Below are 16,925 nucleotides of genomic sequence, written 5' to 3' on the forward strand. Positions count from 1 at the left end.
AACGCACTAACTTAGTGAGCAATCGCATTAAAAGAGGGCAGAAGTAGGCGTCGTTACGGTCGTTTTTCATTGCTGAGCGATGCTTCGATAGTGTGAAAACTTATCGAGTTGTGTTGGGTTACATAAAAAATGGCCAGCAAAGGTGCTGGCCAAGTGGACTCGCTCTTAGGACAAGAGTGAATTAGAAATCGTAACGTACGCCTAGGCGCAGTGTATCTTCGCCTTCTGTTACTAGACCTGTTGTTGCATCTTTTGCTTCATCAAGTTGGTTGATGTAGTAAGACAGGTAAGTACGGAAGTTGCTGTTTAGTTTGTAGTAACCAACAAGCTCGATACCTTCAACGGTGTCGTACTTTGAACCGTTGTCTGGATCATTCTCTTGAGCTGTGTATAGAGCTGCAAGCGTCACTTTGCTTGCTACTTTGTAGCTTGCGACTAGCTCGTAAGCCGTAAAGTCTTCAGAGTCAGTCAGGGAACCTTGAGAATAAGTACCTGCTAGGTAAAGGTTGTCCATCGAGTAAGCGATACCACCTAGAATTTGATCTTCAGAGTTATCTTTATCTACATCGCCACCAGAGTATGCAAGACCAAAGTCGAGGCCCATTGGTAGTGAGTACATTCCAGAGATGCCGTATTTATCTTCGTTATCGCTAGAGTTTGCTTGGTAGGTTGCTTGAAGTTGTAGTGCATCAAACGCCCCACGGTATGCGAAAACGCTGTCTTGCTTATCAGACGACGAATCAATAACTTGCTGAACACCAGAGAACTCTGTGATATCCGTCATGTCAGAGATGATAACTGCAGCCATGTCTTGACGACCTACAGAGAAAGCACCGATATCAGAGTCGACGCCTGCATACATGTAGCGGTTTTTGAATTCACTCTTGCCCGTTTTTTGTTCGGCTTCGTAAACACCGAAAGCAGAAAGGCCGTTGCCGATGTTTGTTTTACCTTTTAGGTTAAGACGAGCACGGCTTTTATCTTCCATGGAACCTTCAACTTCAGCACCGTCTGAACCGATGAAGTCACCACGAAACTCAACGCGGCCGCCAACTTTTAATTCAGTACCGTCGTTTTTGTATACAGTTGCTGCGAATGATGGTGCTGATACCAATGCTGTAAGAATTGCAGTAGTTAGTGCTGCCTTTTTCATTTTCTTATTACCCTAGTTGTAATCGATGGGCTTTCTTGCCCGATGTGTTGATGACGCTAAGGTAAAGGCTGAAAATGAAAGATAGATTTCTGTTAAGTTATGATTTGATTGCACTTTTATTGCTGGCGAGAATAAGTGCCCCTTCTCATACCACTTATAAAAAGAAAGGTTTATCTTTTTTGAGGTTTTTTCCTCTCCGTTAAAGACTGTGTTTTTTTCAAAAAGTTCCTGAATTGCTTCTTGACTCTAAATGTAAGTAAACATTTCAATTTGGCAGGGAAGTTTGGCCTAAAAATAGCGAATCATCAGCTATTTGTGAGCTAACTCTCTCTAAAGCATTTCTTATTGTAAGGTTTCTATTTCTCGATTTCTTGAAGACTAAGTAAACGATTGCTTTTTAGGTTTTGTCTGAGATCTTTTCACTCGGTTGTCAGGAACTAATCAAATAAAGTGTCGGCAGTTGTTACACAAAGGTAAAACTAATCTGGTGGAAACGATGCCTCGGATAGCCTTTGTATTCCTCTCTTTGTTCATCATTTCGTTTTTACGAAAGTGAACCAAAGCCGGGTCTAAAACTGACTAACCAACTAATAAGTAATGGATTTAGAAATGAATAAAAAATTATTAGCAGCGGCAATCGCGGCAGCAACCTTCGGTACTCAAGCAGTTGCAGTGGAACTATATAATAACGATGGCACAACATTTTCGATGGGCGGCCACGTTTCTGTTAATTTAAATGGATCAGAGCAAGGTGACACGGATGTGGGTACTAACTCTCCTCGTATCAATATCTCTGCGACACAGGATTTGGGTAATGGCTTCACCGCAGACGCACGTGGTGAATGGGCGCTAAACTACTTAGACGGTGGTGAAGAGTCGTTTAAAACTCGTCTAGGTTACTTAGGTATAACACATGAGGTTTATGGTCGTGCAGTAGGTGGTACGCAATGGTCACCTTACTACGATGTCGCAGGTATTGCAGATATGCCAATCGCGTTTGCAAACGACTTCATCTATGACGATCATGGAAACCTTGGCACTGGCCGTGCGGATAAAATGCTTTCTTACCGTAATGCCATCGAGCTGGGTGAAGCGGGTGTGATCAACTTTGGTCTTGGTTGGCAGGGTGCAAACGATGATTACACGCGCAACGATGCAGGAGTTATAACTGGCGGTGCTAAATACGATGACCGTGTGCAAGCTGCGCTTTCTTACTCAATCATGGGCGCTAAAATCGGTTATTCATACAATGGCGGTGATTTCCAGCACCCTGCATATGCAGGTAAGCACACGGCGGAATCACACGTTGTATCAGCATCTTACGGTGCGTACGGCCAAGGCCTATTCCTTGCTGCGGTTTATGGTTCAAACGAAAACATGAACTTCAGTGCAAAAGGCGACCGTTTAGAAGAAAGTGATGCGTACGAAGCGATCATCGCATACGCTCTAGCAAACAGCCTAAACTTGAGTGTTAACTATGAGATGGTGGAAGGTAAAGAGTTTAAGAGCTCTAAAACAGAAACTGCTCGTGAAGAAATGGCACTACAAGCAGAATACAACTTCACGCCTAAATTTGTTGGTTACGCGGGTTACCAATTTGACCTAAATGACGACAATGGTCGTGAAACTGATGACAAATGGGCGTTAGGTGCTCGTTACTACCTATAATAGGGTTTAGCGAGAACTATTATTCAAGCTCATTGATCTAAAGCCAGCCTCGTGCTGGCTTTTTTGTCTATTTGTTTTACAAATACTTTGCTGTTTCAATTAGATGATACAAAACTCAAAACGGGGTGAATGTCTTATTTTTTACACTAGAGGTTGCTATTTAGTGTCGTTAAGTCAATAGGTTAGATTATGATGGGATTTTTGTTTTGCAGGGAAGAATGATGAGTGTTATTCAAGTTGAAGAAAAGAAAGTAGAAGTGGGTAAAGTGCTTTGTGTTGGACGAAATTACGTTGAACATATTCATGAGCTTAATAATGCAATGCCTGAGCAAATGGTGGTATTTAATAAACCCGCAACTTCCGTATCAACAACTCTGCGTTCATTCCATCAAGAGCCCCTTCATTATGAGGCTGAAATCTGCTTTTTGATCAAGGATGGACGTTATTCAGCGGTTGGTTTGGGATTGGATCTGACCAAGCGTGGTTTGCAATCCTCGCTTAAAAATCAGGGGTTGCCGTGGGAGCGTGCTAAGGCATTTGATGGCTCTGCTGTGTTTAGTCGGTTTGTCTCTTTGGATAACATTGATATCAATGATCTTAACCTTGAGCTCTTAATTAACTGTGTTCGTGTACAAAAAGGTCACGTTAACCAAATGCTCTACCCGCCGCTAACTATCCTGGATGAATTAACCAGTTACACAACACTTCAAGATGGCGATGTAGTGATGACTGGTACACCAAAGGGCGTTGGTGAGGTACATGAAGGTGACATCTTCCTTGGTCGATTAAAGTGTGGCGATGTCACCTTGTTGGAGATTGAGTGGTTGGCGGATTAAAGCCAAATTCGTAGAACGAGAAATACCACCATACTGATAACCGTCGTTAAAAGAACATTTTTAGTAAAATACGCGATTAAAGCAGCCAGTACGGCAGCCAGTAAAAATGGGTTTTGCACATTGACGCTGAGCTCCCCATCGGGAATGAAAACGATAGGTGCCCAGATCGCAGTCAGTACTGCGGGGCTAGCGTAATTGAGTACTTTTTGAGTGCGCGTCCCTAATCGCAATGGTAGCTTGGGTTCTAAAAACAAGTAGCGGCTGGTGAAAACAAGTACCGTCATCAGCAAAATAGCCAACATGATCATTAGCGTTTCTCCTTTACTTGTTCCACAAAGTAACCAGTAAGCATGGCTAAAATGCTTGAAATCATCAAACTTCCCTCAATTTGATAATAGGTTAGGGCAACTGAGCTCACCAAAGCCACAATAACACTCGCGAGCACTGCTGCATTTTTAATGGTGGGTACTACTATCGCGATAAAAGTTGCGGCTACAGCAAATTCCAAACCCATTTCGTTCAGTTCAGGGATTAGACTTCCCGCAATAATGCCCGTCAATGTCGCGACATTCCAAAACAGGTAAAAACTCAGACCAGCCCCAAGTGCATACCAGCGATTAAACTGTTTATCGGAATGGTGGCCTACAATCGCAAACAGCTCGTCAGTAAGTAAGAAGCCGAGTGATAATCGCCATTTTAGAGGGAGCGGTGCAATTTTACTGCGCATCGATACACTGTAGAGGAAGTGTCGAGAGGTGATAAAAAGCGTTGTCAGTAACATGGTCACTAGACCTGCTCCCGTTTTAATCATTCCCATCGCGACGAGCTGTGCAGAACCTGCGAACAAAATGGCGGATAGTGCTTGCCCTTCCAAAGGGTGAAGCCCAGTATCAATTGCGAATGAGCCTGCGAGTAAGCCCCAAGGGAGCACTGCGATACTCAGAGGCATCATCGCAAGTGTACCTTGCCAAAATAGCGTGGCTTTTGATTCTTTTTGTAACGGCAAAGTGTGGTCCATAGTTTCTTCTTATTTATTCCTAAATCAGATTACCAAGATAGCTCGGTAGTCGCATAACGCCTTGTACAATATTGCTGCTTTAGCTATGACGGACGTATTGGCCTGGAGTGACGCCCATGGCTTTTTTAAAGTGTCGATGCAGATGGCTTTGATCATGGAAGCCGCATTCTTGTGCCACGTCTGAAATTTTTTGTCCCATTTTTAGTAGCTTCTTCGCCATACGTAAACGTTGCTGAATTTGATAGGCATGAGGCGGAAAGCCAAATTGCTTTTGAAACTCTCTCAGCAGATGAAAAGGGCTTAATCCAGACAGTTTCGCGAGTTCTTCTAGTGAGACGTCCGTTTGTGGAAAGTCTTCCAAAAATTCTCTGACGAGCTGCACTTGTCGCTGAGCTCTGGTTGACTCTTTCAGTGGTGCCCGATGAGTGCTGTGTTTACTGGCTAGCTTGATCAACGTGCCGTAAACCAAAGTTTCTCTCAATAAACGGTTGTCTGATTTTTCTAGTGTTTCAAATACCAATCGTAACTGACTAGCCAGTTCAGGATCGTAAACCACAGGTTGAGGGAAATAGGGCAGAGCTACATTTGGTGAGCCAAGCTCTTGTCCTAAAGTTTGAAACTGCTGAGGTACGGGGTACATTGCTTTGTATTCCCAGCCGCCTTCCGAGGCTGAATGCCCGTTGTGTACTTCATCTGCATTAACAAGGATGATGCTGTCCTGTGGCGCGATATGATTCCCGCCCGTCCTAAAAAATTGTTGTGCCCCTTTTTCGATGACACCAATAGTGTAACCTTCGTGGCTATGGCGTGAAAAATTCTGCTTCTCATACTTTGCATCGAGAAGCTCTAAACCTCCGAGCTCTTGAGCTATCTTGAAGGTAGCGATTTCCTTATTCTTTTCTTTCATCTTTATCCGGTCTGCTCAAGAAAATCATTTTAGAAGTGTAACGGATCCATCGTGCTTATTTTTGTACAAAATTGCTATTCGATTTTGATAAATAGGCGAATTGATTGCTATTTTTCATATGGGCAAACTATGATTTTTATTTTTTGAATTATCTTGGCTATTTTGGGCTGGATGATGTCATTTTGTTGGTATAACATTCGCCGCCTTGTTGTAGAAAAGCGGTTCCATCATGATTGATTTATCTGTACTTCCTGTTTATCTCACCGCAGTAGTGGCTTTGTTGCTGTTACCAGGGCCCGATATGTTGCTGATAGCGAGCTCTAGTATGAGTTACGGTAAGAAGGTCGGTCTGTTTGCTAGCTTAGGCAATGCGACGTCTGGTGTTATTCTTACTTTGCTTGCAGCAATGGGTGTATCTACCCTGATTGCCATGAGCCCAATAGCCCTTAAAGTCCTTCATCTACTAGGTGGCGCTTACTTGTTAAAAATGGGTTGGGACTGCTTACGAGCTGAGGCATCTTCGGCTCCAGAGCTTGATGGTCAAAACAAAATGGCATCAACTTATTATCAACGTGCTTTGATGAGTAATTTGCTCAACCCTAAAGCCTTGGTCTTTTTTGTGATGTTTTTGCCGCAGTTTGTCTCAAGCAATATCACGGCATCTTCTGGTGAGCAGATGCTAGCGCTAGGGTTATTGTTGAACGTTCTTGGCTTGTCATTCAATTTATTACTTGTTGGGTTAGCAGGCACATTGGGCAAAGGGCTGCTCGAGAACGAAAAATTCCGCACGTATCAACATAAACTAATGGGGTTAGTGTTTGTTATTCTGGCGTTGTGGATGCTGAGTAGTTTCGCCTTGTAAAGTTATCATATTCCATCAGAAAGCCAGCAATTGCTGGCTTTTTGTTTTAGGATATTGGTGTTTCCTAAGGAGAGGATATATGAAGCTTGAATTTTGTTTAAATCCAGATCAAACAGACCTTGATTTTGTTCGTGAAGGTATTCGATCTTATAACCGACTGCATTTACCTGGAGGGGAAGTGCATGCTGTAGGCTGTTTCGCAAAAGATGAGAATGGCAAGATCATGGGTGGCTTGACTGGCGAAATGTTTAAAAATACGGTATTTGTTGAGTTTTTGTGGGTAGACGCTGAAAGTCGAACCTCTGGTCTCGGTAGCCAATTAATGTCGATGCTAGAACAAAAAGTAAAGCCTCATGGGGTTACCCATGTTTATTTGGATACCTACAGCTTTCAAGCTCTTGAGTTCTATCTCAAATTGGGTTTTGAGAAAGTGGGGCAGTACTCAGGCTATCCTGCAGAGGGCATCCACAAGTACTTTCTACAAAAGGAAATTGTAGGCTAGGGAAAGCACGGGTTAGCTTGACTTGTTCTCGTTAAAATCAAAAAATGAGGCGCGAATTTGCGCCTCTTGTTGTATCAAATATCTATGTTTCTCTTTGACTTACAAACTTTGCTGGTGCGCGTCGATAAGTTCGTTCATCTTCGCTTCTGCTGCTTGCTGTGCTTGTTCATAGCTCATATCCGCAGGGAAGAGGTTGATGACTTCGTAGTAACATTTTAGTTTTGGCTCAGTACCAGAAGGACGAACAATCACGCGAGATTGATCTTCTAGGTGATAAATCAATACGTCACTTGCTGGTAAGTCAATGGATTCTTCAGAGCCGTCGTCAAACATGCGAACCGATGTTTTAAGATCTTCGGTTACTGCAACTTTTTTACCAGCAATCTCTGTTGGTGGATTTGCTCGGAGTTTGTCGCCGATTGGTGGAGAGTTCGGGTCGAGAGCGATGCTGCGTTGTGCGTTGAAGTAGAAACCGTGCTCGCGGTACAGCTCTTCCAGTTTATCCCACAGTGTTTTGCCTTGCGCTTTAAGCTTGCCTGTTAGCTGTGAAAACGCGACGATTGCAGATAAACCATCTTTATCCCACACCTTGTTACCCACGGTATAACCGAGCGCTTCCTCATAAGCAAACAAGAATGGGTTGGTTTCAGTCTCTTGTTCCATGGCAACGTTAGTAAGCCATTTAAAGCCAGTTAATGTTTGATAGTATTGTGCGCCATGCGCCTTAGCGATGCTGCTCAGCATTCTTGAGGATACGATGGTGTTGCCAACCAAAGCGTTAGGTTGCTGTTCCAGCAAGTAATCGCCAAACAGTGAGCCCACCTGATCACCTGTTAGCATTTGATACTCGCCATCTGGGCGTTTAACTGCCACGGCAAAACGGTCTGCATCTGGATCGTTCGCGCAAGCGATATCGGCATCTACGGACTTACCTAATGCCATCACCATATCCATTGCACCGGCTTCTTCAGGGTTTGGGAAGTTGACGGTTGGGAAGCTTCCATCAGGTTCGCGCTGTTCCTTAACACTTGCCACTTTTTGGAAGCCTGCGTCGGCAAGTAGCGTTTCCGCCATATTCGCGCCAACGCCATGCATTGCTGTGTAAGCAATAGATATATCGGTATTGTTGTCAGGAGTAAGCAGCGCGTTTTCGTTCATTGTCTTACGGTAAGTTTGGTAGTAGTCGTCTTCCAACCAAACTAACAAACCGTGCTGTTTTGCATCATCGAGAGACATTAAAGGTAATGGCTTCGTTGTTGCGTCATCAATTTTCGCTGCGATTCCAGAGTCGTGCGGAGGAATAATCTGTGCGCCATTCTCCCAATATACTTTAAAGCCATTGTATTCTGGTGGATTGTGACTGGCAGTAACAACAACAGCGGCCGCCGCATTCAATGTACGGACACCAAACGCGACAATTGGGGTTGCTGCAACGTCATACGTTAGGTAAACCTTGATACCAAGGGCCGTCAGTACGGATGCGGTATCATGCGCGAATTGCTTTGAATCGGGACGACCGTCGTAGCCAATAACGACACCACGACTCGCGGCATCTTTGACTTGCTCAAGCAAATAGTTCCCTAAACCAGTGGCGGTCTCTTGAATCACCAAGCGGTTCATTCGGTTTGGACCTGCGCCCACTTTGCCACGTAAGCCTGCAGTACCAAAGGCAAGGCGTGAGCCAAAGCGATCAGTAAGTTCTTGTTCATTGTTCGTATCGACGAGGTGTTGTAGCTCTTCACGAGTCTTAGGGTCAGGGTCTCGTTCTAGCCATTGCGTAATTAGTGCTGTCATATCAGTCATTCCTTAGTAGGGGGAGCCTACTTTCTTGGACACTTCGTTTGGTAAGTATCTCAATGTTTTCTTTTAAATCAATGTAAATGGTTCTCAATTACATTTCAAAGAGGGCAATCGATAAACCGAATTAATTTTTCTTATCCGAACAAAATTTAATCATATTTAATTTCTTGAAGAACCTTGGAACTATAACTAGCCTTTTAACATAAATATAACAAACCGTGTCGAAATCGTAGTTTTTGTGATTTTTCGTAAAGTTGTTCGATATTTGCATCGGGACGCAAGGAAGCTCGCTTAGGCGTAGCGGCTGAGCAGAGGAGAGATCTTTTGAAAAGATTAACGACTACTCTAGCCTTATCACTGAATGTGATTTTAATCACATTTTCCTCTTTTGGTTGGTCAAAGGAAAATGACTACAACATGACAAAAGGGGTCACAGAGATAAGTGGGCAAGTGTATGAATTACATATGCTGATTTTCTATATCTGCTGTGTAATTGCTTTGATTGTTTTTGGTGTGATGTTCTATTCCATCTTCCGCCATCGCAAGTCAAAAGGAGCAGTTGCCGCACATTTCCATGAAAGTACAAAAGTGGAAATTATTTGGACGGTCATACCCATCATCATTCTTGTCGCTATGGCGATTCCCGCAACAAAAACTCTAGTAGCAATGGAAGATACAAGCCAATCGGATATCACGGTCAAGATCACAGGTTCGCAATGGAAATGGCATTACAGCTATTTTGGCGAAGATGTTGAGTTTTTTAGTTTGCTTGCCACCAGCCAAAAACAAATTGATGGAATCGAAGCTAAAGGCGCACATTACTTACTGGAAGTAGACAACCCTTTGGTGTTGCCTGTGAATCGCAAAGTGCGTTTTTTGATGACTTCTGATGATGTCATTCACTCTTGGTGGGTACCGGACTTTGCCGTCAAGAAAGACACCATTCCAGGTTTTATTAATGAAGCATGGACAAGAATTGATGAGCCAGGCGTATATCGCGGCCAATGTGCGGAGCTATGTGGTCGTGCACACGGATTTATGCCAGTGGTGGTGCATGCGATGGAAGAAGAAAAGTTCGATGAATGGCTAGCGAGTAAGAAGCAAGAACTCGCACTTCAAAAAGCGGCGGCACAAGAAGCGCTCTCTCAAGACTTATCTATGGACGAATTGATGTCGCAAGGCGAATCGATATACACGGCGCGTTGCGCTGTGTGTCATCAGGCAAATGGTGAGGGAATTCCGGGTGCATTTCCCGCGATTAAAGGCAGTCCTATTGCAACCGGAGATGTTACAGAGCACATAGATATTATTGTCAACGGTCGCCCTGGTACCGCAATGCAGGCTTTTTCTAATCAGTTAAGTGACAAAGAAATTGGCGCGGTTATCACATATCAACGAAATGCATGGGGCAACGATACTGGCGATACAGTGCAAGCATCCGATGTGAATGCCTTTAAGGCACAAGGCAGTGCTAAGGAGGAAATATGAGTAAGCCAATAGATAAGGCAGTGAAGTCTGCGCCAGCAGAAGCCAGTGCGAACAGTACCATTGCGATTGATGATGGTCACGAGCATCATGCACCCCAGGGCATCACTCGTTGGTTGTATTCTACAAGCCATAAAGACATAGGCACCCTCTACCTTTGGTTTAGCTTTGCGATGTTTCTAACAGGTGGTGCGATGGCTATGATCATTCGTGCCGAACTGTTCCAGCCAGGGCTACAGCTAGTCGATCCGCAGTTTTTTAATCAAATGACCACGGTACACGGTTTAGTAATGGTATTTGGTGCGGTGATGCCAGCATTTACGGGTCTTGCTAACTGGATGATCCCGATGATGATCGGCGCTCCAGATATGGCGCTGCCGCGTATGAACAACTTGAGCTTTTGGATCTTACCTTTTGCATTTCTTATTTTGTTGAGCTCGTTGTTTTTACCTGGTGGCGGTCCTGATTTTGGTTGGACGTTTTATGCTCCGCTGTCCACGACTTATGGCCCGGATAGCACTGCGCTGTTTGTATTCTCTGTTCATATCATGGGTATCAGCTCCATTATGGGCGCGATCAACGTTATCGTGACGATCGTAAATATGCGAGCTCCGGGAATGACTTGGTTCAAGTTACCAATGTTTGTTTGGACTTGGCTAATCACCGCTTTCTTGTTGATCGCGGTTATGCCGGTACTAGCAGGTGCTGTGACCATGGTTCTTACTGACAAATATTTCGGGACTAGCTTCTTTGACGCAGCTGGTGGTGGTGACCCGGTAATGTTCCAACACATCTTTTGGTTCTTTGGTCACCCAGAAGTGTACATCATGATTTTACCGTCGTTTGGAATCATCTCCGCCATTCTGCCTGCTTTCAGTGGTAAGAAGCTGTTTGGTTATCATTCGATGGTTTACGCGACGTGCAGCATTGCATTGTTATCTTTCCTTGTGTGGGCGCACCACATGTTTACCACGGGGATGCCAGTTTTTGCTGAGCTCTTCTTCATGTATTGCACTATGCTGATTGCGGTACCAACGGGGGTGAAAGTCTTTAACTGGGTTGCCACCATGTGGCGTGGAGCTCTGACATTTGAAACGCCAATGTTGTTTGCCATTGCCTTTATTGTGCTTTTTACCATTGGTGGCTTCTCGGGACTGATGTTGGCGATTGTGCCGGCGGACTTCCAATATCATGACACTTACTTCGTAGTTGCCCATTTCCATTATGTGTTGGTATCTGGTGCGGTATTCTCGATCATGGCAGCGGCATACTACTGGCTACCTAAGTGGACGGGCAATATGTACGACCACAAGCTGAGTTTATGGCATTTCTGGTGCTCAATTATTTCCGTCAATGTCCTGTTTTTCCCAATGCACTTCCTAGGCTTAGCAGGCATGCCAAGGCGCATACCGGATTACGCCATTCAGTTTGCTGATGTTAATCAAATAGTATCAATTGGTGGGTTTGCATTTGGGTTGTCACAACTGATCTTCTTATGGTTGGTGATCAAGTGTATTCGTGGCGGGGAGAAGGCTTCTGCAAAACCGTGGGGACGTGCGGAAGGCTTAGAGTGGACAGTGCCAAGCCCTGCGCCACATCATACGTTTACTACACCGCCTAAGATTGACTAGCAAAGAGTGGGGTGAGTGACATGAAACCGAATCCATCAAACAAGAAGCTCACAGTGAAGTTGCTTTTGGCGACCCTGTTAATGTTTGGCTTCGGCTATGCACTGGTCCCACTTTATGACGTGATGTGCGACGCACTGGGAATCAATGGAAAGACAAGTGAAGTAGCCGCCATTCAACCGACAGGTATGCAACCGGACATGAGCCGAACTGTTCGCGTGGAGTTTATGGCGCATGTCAGCCCAGATATGCCTTGGGAGTTTAGACCCAAAGTGATTTCGATGGATGTTCACCCAGGTGAAGTCGTACAAACCGAATACCTTGCATTTAATGAAAGCGGGCAGAAGTTGGTGGGGCAAGCCGTTCCTTCTGTTTCTCCCGGGACTGGAGCTGCTTACTTCAATAAGATTGAGTGTTTTTGCTTTAACCAGCAGCCTCTGGATGGTAAACAGCAAGCTCAAATGCCGTTGATTTTTTATATCGAACCGGACTTGCCGGAGTCTATACACACGTTAACGCTGTCTTACACACTCTATAAACTTCCCCCTCCTACAGGCTCTTAGCCACTCAGGGAGAGAGATACAGACCAAGGTTGGTCAGTAAGGAGAGAAATTATGAGTAACAAGCCAGGAACATATTATGTTCCCGCTCAAAGTAGCTGGCCGATCATCGGTGCATTTGCTCTGTTTTTGGTTGCTGTTGGCGCAGGCATGACCGTCCAGGGGACACAAAGTGACGGTGCAGTGGGAACCATTGGTGGCATTGTGCTAGCGGTGGGCTTCTTGTTCTTGCTTTACATGTTGGCTGGTTGGTTTAGTAATGTGATTACTGAATCACTGAGTGGAAAATACAGCTCGCAAATTACTCGTTCTTTTCGCCAAGGAATGAGCTGGTTTATCTTTTCTGAAGTGATGTTTTTTGGTGCCTTTTTTGGTGCCTTGTTCTACGCCAGAATGATTTCTGTGCCTTGGTTAGGTGGGGCAGATAATAACTTCATGACTAACGAAGTCCTGTGGCCAACCTTCGAAGCGATGTGGCCACTCACACTGACGCCGGGAGGAGAAACAACACAAGCTATGCCGTGGCAGGGCATACCCCTTACCAACACTATCTTGCTGCTATTGTCGTCTATTACGCTACATATGGCGCATATAAGTCTTGAACAAGACAAAAGAACGGCACTGATTGTTTGGTTAGAGATAACCATCGTACTTGCTGGCTTTTTCCTATATTACCAAGCGGTTGAGTATGTTCATGCTTATCAAGACATAGGGCTCACGTTGCAGTCCGGTATTTACGGTAACACGTTCTTCATGTTGACGGGATTCCACGGTTTACACGTTTGTCTTGGGACTATCTTCTTAATCGTGCTGCTGTTCAGAATCGCTAAAGATCACTTTTCGCCAAAGAACCATTTTGCCTTTCAAGCGGGCAGCTGGTATTGGCATTTCGTGGATGTGGTTTGGTTATGTCTGTTTGTGTTTGTTTACGTACTTTAGGCTCAGTGTGAACTCTTGGTTCGACTAATAAGGGCGAGGGTTTGGCGCTAGCCAACCCGAGCTGAGCGCAATAAGCAAAAGGACGACCACCAAAGCGGAGAACATGACTCGACGGCCTAAGTAATGACTCATGGGTTTGTCTCTTTTTTCAGGATTATCTGGGTCTTCACGAACCATTTCGATAAGCGCTTTTGCGAGGTTGAAGATAATGAAAAGCAGCAAAAGGACAAGCGTCAGTTTGAATAGAAATACGGTGGACATGGCACCTCCGGTTTCATCATTGTTGTTATCAAGACAATTATGGCTATCGAAACGGTTTTGGGTTGCAGTTGGTTTAACTGTGGTTGTGTTTTCTCTTTTGGTCAAACTGGGTTTTTGGCAGTTTGAGAGAGGGCAAGAAAAACAAGCATTGGAACAAGCCATTCTCGCGCGTGCGGATAGTGCGTACCAAGCACTAAGCGTCGTTCTTGAAGACAACGACTGGCGAGAGGAAAGTATCCTCGGGAAAAAAGTGGAAGTTAATGTTGTTCCTCAGGCGTTTCCCGTAATTTTGTTAGACAACCAAACGCATCAAGGCAGTGTGGGATATTTAGCATTTCAGATTGTATTGACGATCGATGGGCCTAGTGCCTATGCGTTATTGGAGCTTGGTTTTGTCGAGGGAAGAGCAGAACGCTCAGTGTTACCAACGGTCACCAAACTCGATAATTCGACTTTCATCACAGGACGCCTGTACCGAAAATCTACTAATCCACTGAGTTCAGAGTTAATGCCGGAAGTTGGCGATGTTATTCGCGTGCAAAACCTAAACATCGCGCAATTGAATCAGCTACTGAATATTGAACTTATGCCCGCAGTCTTGCAGCCAGACAATTTAACTCGTTGGCCCTATGACTTTCCTTGGAATCCATTGCCACTCAATAGTGCCAAACATTTTGGCTATTCGATTCAATGGTTTTCGATGGCAGGTGTTTTCTTATTACTGACTTTAATTGTTTTTGTTCGTTGGCAAAAAAAGTTGCGTCACATGGAGGTGAAGCATGACATCTAAAGTAACCAAAGGACGGCTAATGTTGATTGCGCTGGTTTGTACGTTCGCGCTTCCCGCTGTCATTGCAAAAGTCATTCTCACACAAGGGTGGTATCAAAGCGGAGTGACCAATAGAGGCGAGTTAGTCGAACCATACACGACGTTAGAGCAACTTGGTCAAGAGTCACCTCTCAAAGACCATGGTTGGCAACTCGCTTATGTATTGCCTAACGAATGCACTGAAGAGTGTAAACAGCAGCTTTACCTGCTTCAGCAAAGCCATGTTGCTTTAGGTAAGTATCAAGAGCGAGTAGTGCCAGTCGTTTGGCAGACTGAGCATTCAGATCCCATAGAAGTATCGATGTTAGCGATGCAAATGAATGAATTGGTTACCGCAAAAGTGAAACCTGGGCAAATGTTGATCGTTGATCCTCTTGGGCAACTGGTGATGTCTTACTCGCCGAAACCAAATGAGGACTTAGTCCTATTGAATAAAGGTATGTTGGCGGACTTACGCAAGCTCTTAAAACTGTCACGAGTCGGTTAGAGGAAGTGCATATGAAATTAATTCAGTTGGTTAGATTCAGTTTGCTGCTAACTCTCGTGGTGATCATGTTAGGGGCATATACTCGCCTTTCAGATGCAGGGTTAGGTTGCCCGGATTGGCCTGGTTGTTATGGGCACTTTTCTGTGCCGCATCAAGAAGAAGACGTCATACGTGCTAACCTGAACTTCCCCGAGCGGGCAGTAGAGCATGAGAAAGCATGGCTTGAGATGATTCATCGCTATTTTGCGGGAACGTTAGGTTTAGTCATTTTTGCGATAGCAGCGATATCAGTAAGGTCTGAGCGTGTAAATTCAACCATTCCGATGTTGCTAAGCGTATTGGTGATTGGGCAGGCACTTTTGGGAATGTGGACAGTTACTCTTAAATTAATGCCCGTCATCGTGATGCTTCACTTGCTCGGTGGTTTTGTTTTATTGGCGTTACAGGCGATTTTTTACTGCCAATTAAAAGCGCAAAACAATCTCTATTTCTCTCCATCTTCTAGCTCTCTGAGAGGCTTTTCATTGTTGGTTTTCCTGGTTGTTTTGGTGCAAGTGCTCCTTGGAGGATGGACTTCGTCAAATTATGCTGCGCTGATGTGTACCACACTGCCGATTTGTGAGGGAGACTGGATGAGCCATCTCTCATGGAAAGAAGCGTTTTCTTTCTGGCAAACTGGATTCGAGAATTATGAATTTGGTGTCTTGGAGTATCCGGCAAGAATGACTATACACGTCACTCATCGTATAGGCGCTATTGTTACCGCCACCGTGGTATTGGCTTATAGTATTGGGCTTATGAGGCAAGATTCTCATCATTCACAGAGAATCGGAGGGTGGTTGTTATTCACTCTGGTGTGCCAAATTATGCTGGGTGTAAGCAACGTAGTATTTCAACTTCCTATCTATGTCGCGGTGGCGCACAACCTTGGTGCCGCTGTTATGTTGAGTCTCGTTTGTGTTAGCCAGTTTTACTTGTGGCAGGGTAAAACGGCTTGGAATTACACCGCGAAAGGAGTTCGCTATGAGTAAAGAAATCGCGCTGTCGTTAAATGGGCGAAAGCGACTAAGTTCCGTTTATTTGAAGTTAACGAAACCTAAAGTGGTGGCGTTAATGTTGGTGACGGCAGTAGTAGGGATGAGCTTAGCCCCGGTTGATGATTTCCCCTGGTTGCAGGCGGTAGTTGGCCTAACGGGGATTGGTCTGATGGCAGGGTCTGCGGCAGCGTTTAATCATCTAATTGACCGCCGAATTGATGCGAGAATGGCACGTACACACAAAAGACCATTGCCATCGGGTGAGACTAAACCATCATCGGTTATAGCCTTCGCTACAGTTTTAGGTGTCTTAGGGTTTGTACTTCTATATGCGATGGTCAACCCGCTGACGGCATGGTTGACTTTGATGAGTTTGCTCGGCTATGCGATGGTATACACAATGTACCTCAAACGTGCTACGCCCCAAAATATCGTCATTGCAGGGATTGCCGGTGCGATGCCGCCTCTTCTCGGTTGGACTGCTGTAACAGGGCAATTACATGCGAATGCTTGGCTGCTCGTGATGATCATTTTTATCTGGACGCCACCACATTTTTGGGCTCTGGCTATTCATCGTGTCGAGGATTACCGCAAGGTAGATATTCCCATGCTGCCAGTGACACACGGCATTGAGTACACCAAAACTTCTATTCTGTTGTATACGGTGCTATTGACTTTGGTTTGTGTCCTACCGGTTTTGGTTGGTATGGTCGGCGTGGTGTATCTTTTTGCCTCACTACTACTCAATGTTGGCTTTATTTACCATGCATGGAAGCTAAAATATGCACCAGAGCCAAATACCGCGATGGAGACGTTTAAATTCTCTATCTATCATCTTTTGGCGTTGTTCATTGCATTGCTTTCGGATCACTATATTGGTTTTTAACCTTTCTTAAAACAGAAAACGCCGCGTGGTTCGCGGCGTTTTTGGTTTTGATACTTTGGTTTTAAGA

The 16,925-nt window shown here is 44.8% G+C and carries 18 protein-coding genes; 12 read left to right on the plus strand and 6 right to left on the minus strand.

Features of this window, described 5'->3' with window-relative positions:
- Window positions 1-181: 181 nt before the first annotated feature.
- Window positions 182-1,153 carry a porin gene (locus R7070_RS09465; RefSeq protein ID WP_213867820.1) on the minus strand — a complete coding sequence of 324 codons (972 nt, stop codon included), beginning with the start codon at window positions 1,151-1,153 and terminating at the stop codon, window positions 182-184.
- Window positions 1,154-1,762: 609 nt separating this feature from the next.
- On the opposite strand from R7070_RS09465, the gene R7070_RS09470 reads away from it, so the two are divergent.
- Window positions 1,763-2,821, plus strand: a complete 1,059-nt coding sequence (locus R7070_RS09470) for a porin (protein ID WP_042521502.1) — start codon at window positions 1,763-1,765, stop codon at window positions 2,819-2,821.
- A gap of 221 nt (window positions 2,822-3,042) precedes the next feature.
- A complete protein-coding gene (locus R7070_RS09475; RefSeq protein ID WP_017635857.1) occupies window positions 3,043-3,657 on the plus strand; it encodes a fumarylacetoacetate hydrolase family protein in 615 nt (204 codons plus the stop codon).
- Here R7070_RS09475 and R7070_RS09480 read toward each other — a convergent pair.
- From R7070_RS09480 to R7070_RS09490, 3 genes are all read right to left on the minus strand, one after another.
- A complete protein-coding gene (locus tag R7070_RS09480) occupies window positions 3,654-3,965 on the minus strand; it encodes an AzlD domain-containing protein (RefSeq protein WP_005385193.1) in 312 nt (103 codons plus the stop codon). The genes R7070_RS09475 and R7070_RS09480 overlap by 4 nt on opposite strands.
- Window positions 3,965-4,675, minus strand: coding sequence for an AzlC family ABC transporter permease (locus tag R7070_RS09485; protein WP_213885957.1), 711 nt, complete (start codon window positions 4,673-4,675; stop codon window positions 3,965-3,967). The genes R7070_RS09480 and R7070_RS09485 overlap by 1 nt, the downstream gene beginning before the upstream one ends.
- 79 nt (window positions 4,676-4,754) lie before the next feature.
- Window positions 4,755-5,582 carry an AraC family transcriptional regulator gene (locus R7070_RS09490; RefSeq protein WP_005385198.1) on the minus strand — a complete coding sequence of 276 codons (828 nt, stop codon included), beginning with the start codon at window positions 5,580-5,582 and terminating at the stop codon, window positions 4,755-4,757.
- A 229-nt stretch (window positions 5,583-5,811) separates the two neighbouring features.
- Here R7070_RS09490 and R7070_RS09495 point away from each other — a divergent pair, with 229 nt between their 5' ends.
- Both R7070_RS09495 and R7070_RS09500 read left to right on the plus strand, forming a co-directional pair.
- Window positions 5,812-6,444, plus strand: a complete 633-nt coding sequence (locus tag R7070_RS09495) for a LysE family translocator (RefSeq protein WP_005375522.1) — start codon at window positions 5,812-5,814, stop codon at window positions 6,442-6,444.
- Window positions 6,445-6,523: 79 nt separating this feature from the next.
- A complete protein-coding gene (locus tag R7070_RS09500; protein ID WP_256900406.1) occupies window positions 6,524-6,946 on the plus strand; it encodes a GNAT family N-acetyltransferase in 423 nt (140 codons plus the stop codon).
- A 99-nt stretch (window positions 6,947-7,045) separates the two neighbouring features.
- On the opposite strand, the gene R7070_RS09505 is transcribed toward R7070_RS09500, so the two are convergent.
- On the minus strand, window positions 7,046-8,740 hold the full coding sequence (locus R7070_RS09505) for a phospho-sugar mutase (protein WP_025768465.1): 1,695 nt from the start codon (window positions 8,738-8,740) through the stop codon (window positions 7,046-7,048).
- Window positions 8,741-9,070: 330 nt separating this feature from the next.
- Between R7070_RS09505 and coxB the strand changes: the two genes are divergently transcribed.
- From coxB to R7070_RS09525, 4 genes are read left to right on the plus strand one after another with little or no spacing between them, the layout of a single operon-like run.
- Window positions 9,071-10,234, plus strand: a complete 1,164-nt coding sequence (gene coxB / locus R7070_RS09510; protein ID WP_017821602.1) for a cytochrome c oxidase subunit II — start codon at window positions 9,071-9,073, stop codon at window positions 10,232-10,234.
- Entirely contained in the window at window positions 10,231-11,862 is a 1,632-nt protein-coding gene (gene ctaD, locus R7070_RS09515) for a cytochrome c oxidase subunit I (RefSeq protein ID WP_136976476.1), read from the plus strand. The genes coxB and ctaD overlap by 4 nt, the downstream gene beginning before the upstream one ends.
- A 20-nt stretch (window positions 11,863-11,882) precedes the next feature.
- The gene (locus R7070_RS09520; RefSeq protein WP_005385211.1) at window positions 11,883-12,422 is read left to right on the plus strand and encodes a cytochrome c oxidase assembly protein; all 540 of its coding nucleotides are present in this window, start codon (window positions 11,883-11,885) and stop codon (window positions 12,420-12,422) included.
- 51 nt (window positions 12,423-12,473) lie between these two features.
- Window positions 12,474-13,358: a cytochrome c oxidase subunit 3 gene (locus R7070_RS09525; protein WP_005385214.1), complete on the plus strand. Its 885-nt coding sequence runs from the start codon at window positions 12,474-12,476 to the stop codon at window positions 13,356-13,358.
- Between the two features lie 24 nt (window positions 13,359-13,382).
- On the opposite strand, the gene R7070_RS09530 is transcribed toward R7070_RS09525, so the two are convergent.
- Window positions 13,383-13,619: a DUF2909 domain-containing protein gene (locus R7070_RS09530; RefSeq protein ID WP_005375504.1), complete on the minus strand. Its 237-nt coding sequence runs from the start codon at window positions 13,617-13,619 to the stop codon at window positions 13,383-13,385.
- On the opposite strand from R7070_RS09530, the gene R7070_RS09535 reads away from it, so the two are divergent.
- From R7070_RS09535 to cyoE, 4 genes are read left to right on the plus strand one after another with little or no spacing between them, the layout of a single operon-like run.
- On the plus strand, window positions 13,618-14,409 hold the full coding sequence (locus R7070_RS09535; protein ID WP_170960380.1) for an SURF1 family protein: 792 nt from the start codon (window positions 13,618-13,620) through the stop codon (window positions 14,407-14,409). The genes R7070_RS09530 and R7070_RS09535 overlap by 2 nt on opposite strands.
- Complete coding sequence (locus tag R7070_RS09540; RefSeq protein ID WP_025768462.1) at window positions 14,399-14,935, plus strand: hypothetical protein; 537 nt, start codon at window positions 14,399-14,401, stop codon at window positions 14,933-14,935. Before R7070_RS09535 ends, R7070_RS09540 begins: the two co-directional genes overlap by 11 nt.
- Before the next feature lie 11 nt (window positions 14,936-14,946).
- Window positions 14,947-15,966 (plus strand): COX15/CtaA family protein, encoded by a 1,020-nt coding sequence (locus R7070_RS09545; protein ID WP_136976473.1) that lies wholly within the window; start codon window positions 14,947-14,949, stop codon window positions 15,964-15,966.
- Window positions 15,959-16,858, plus strand: coding sequence for a heme o synthase (gene cyoE / locus R7070_RS09550; RefSeq protein ID WP_136976472.1), 900 nt, complete (start codon window positions 15,959-15,961; stop codon window positions 16,856-16,858). Before R7070_RS09545 ends, cyoE begins: the two co-directional genes overlap by 8 nt.
- Window positions 16,859-16,925: the final 67 nt, after the last annotated feature.

It is taken from the genome of Vibrio sp. 1557 (genome assembly GCF_033340175.1).
Taxonomy (GTDB): domain Bacteria; phylum Pseudomonadota; class Gammaproteobacteria; order Enterobacterales; family Vibrionaceae; genus Vibrio; species Vibrio alginolyticus.

Coding starts and splice junctions, on each gene's coding strand:
- R7070_RS09465 (WP_213867820.1), bottom strand. CDS start 1,153: ATGAAAAAGGCAGCACTAACTACTGCAATTCTTACAGCATTGGTATCA.
- R7070_RS09470 (WP_042521502.1), top strand. CDS start 1,763: ATGAATAAAAAATTATTAGCAGCGGCAATCGCGGCAGCAACCTTCGGT.
- R7070_RS09475 (WP_017635857.1), top strand. CDS start 3,043: ATGAGTGTTATTCAAGTTGAAGAAAAGAAAGTAGAAGTGGGTAAAGTG.
- R7070_RS09480 (WP_005385193.1), bottom strand. CDS start 3,965: ATGATCATGTTGGCTATTTTGCTGATGACGGTACTTGTTTTCACCAGC.
- R7070_RS09485 (WP_213885957.1), bottom strand. CDS start 4,675: ATGGACCACACTTTGCCGTTACAAAAAGAATCAAAAGCCACGCTATTT.
- R7070_RS09490 (WP_005385198.1), bottom strand. CDS start 5,582: ATGAAAGAAAAGAATAAGGAAATCGCTACCTTCAAGATAGCTCAAGAG.
- R7070_RS09495 (WP_005375522.1), top strand. CDS start 5,812: ATGATTGATTTATCTGTACTTCCTGTTTATCTCACCGCAGTAGTGGCT.
- R7070_RS09500 (WP_256900406.1), top strand. CDS start 6,524: ATGAAGCTTGAATTTTGTTTAAATCCAGATCAAACAGACCTTGATTTT.
- R7070_RS09505 (WP_025768465.1), bottom strand. CDS start 8,740: ATGACAGCACTAATTACGCAATGGCTAGAACGAGACCCTGACCCTAAG.
- ctaD (WP_136976476.1), top strand. CDS start 10,231: ATGAGTAAGCCAATAGATAAGGCAGTGAAGTCTGCGCCAGCAGAAGCC.
- R7070_RS09520 (WP_005385211.1), top strand. CDS start 11,883: ATGAAACCGAATCCATCAAACAAGAAGCTCACAGTGAAGTTGCTTTTG.
- R7070_RS09525 (WP_005385214.1), top strand. CDS start 12,474: ATGAGTAACAAGCCAGGAACATATTATGTTCCCGCTCAAAGTAGCTGG.
- R7070_RS09535 (WP_170960380.1), top strand. CDS start 13,618: ATGGCACCTCCGGTTTCATCATTGTTGTTATCAAGACAATTATGGCTA.
- R7070_RS09530 (WP_005375504.1), bottom strand. CDS start 13,619: ATGTCCACCGTATTTCTATTCAAACTGACGCTTGTCCTTTTGCTGCTT.
- R7070_RS09540 (WP_025768462.1), top strand. CDS start 14,399: ATGACATCTAAAGTAACCAAAGGACGGCTAATGTTGATTGCGCTGGTT.
- R7070_RS09545 (WP_136976473.1), top strand. CDS start 14,947: ATGAAATTAATTCAGTTGGTTAGATTCAGTTTGCTGCTAACTCTCGTG.
- cyoE (WP_136976472.1), top strand. CDS start 15,959: ATGAGTAAAGAAATCGCGCTGTCGTTAAATGGGCGAAAGCGACTAAGT.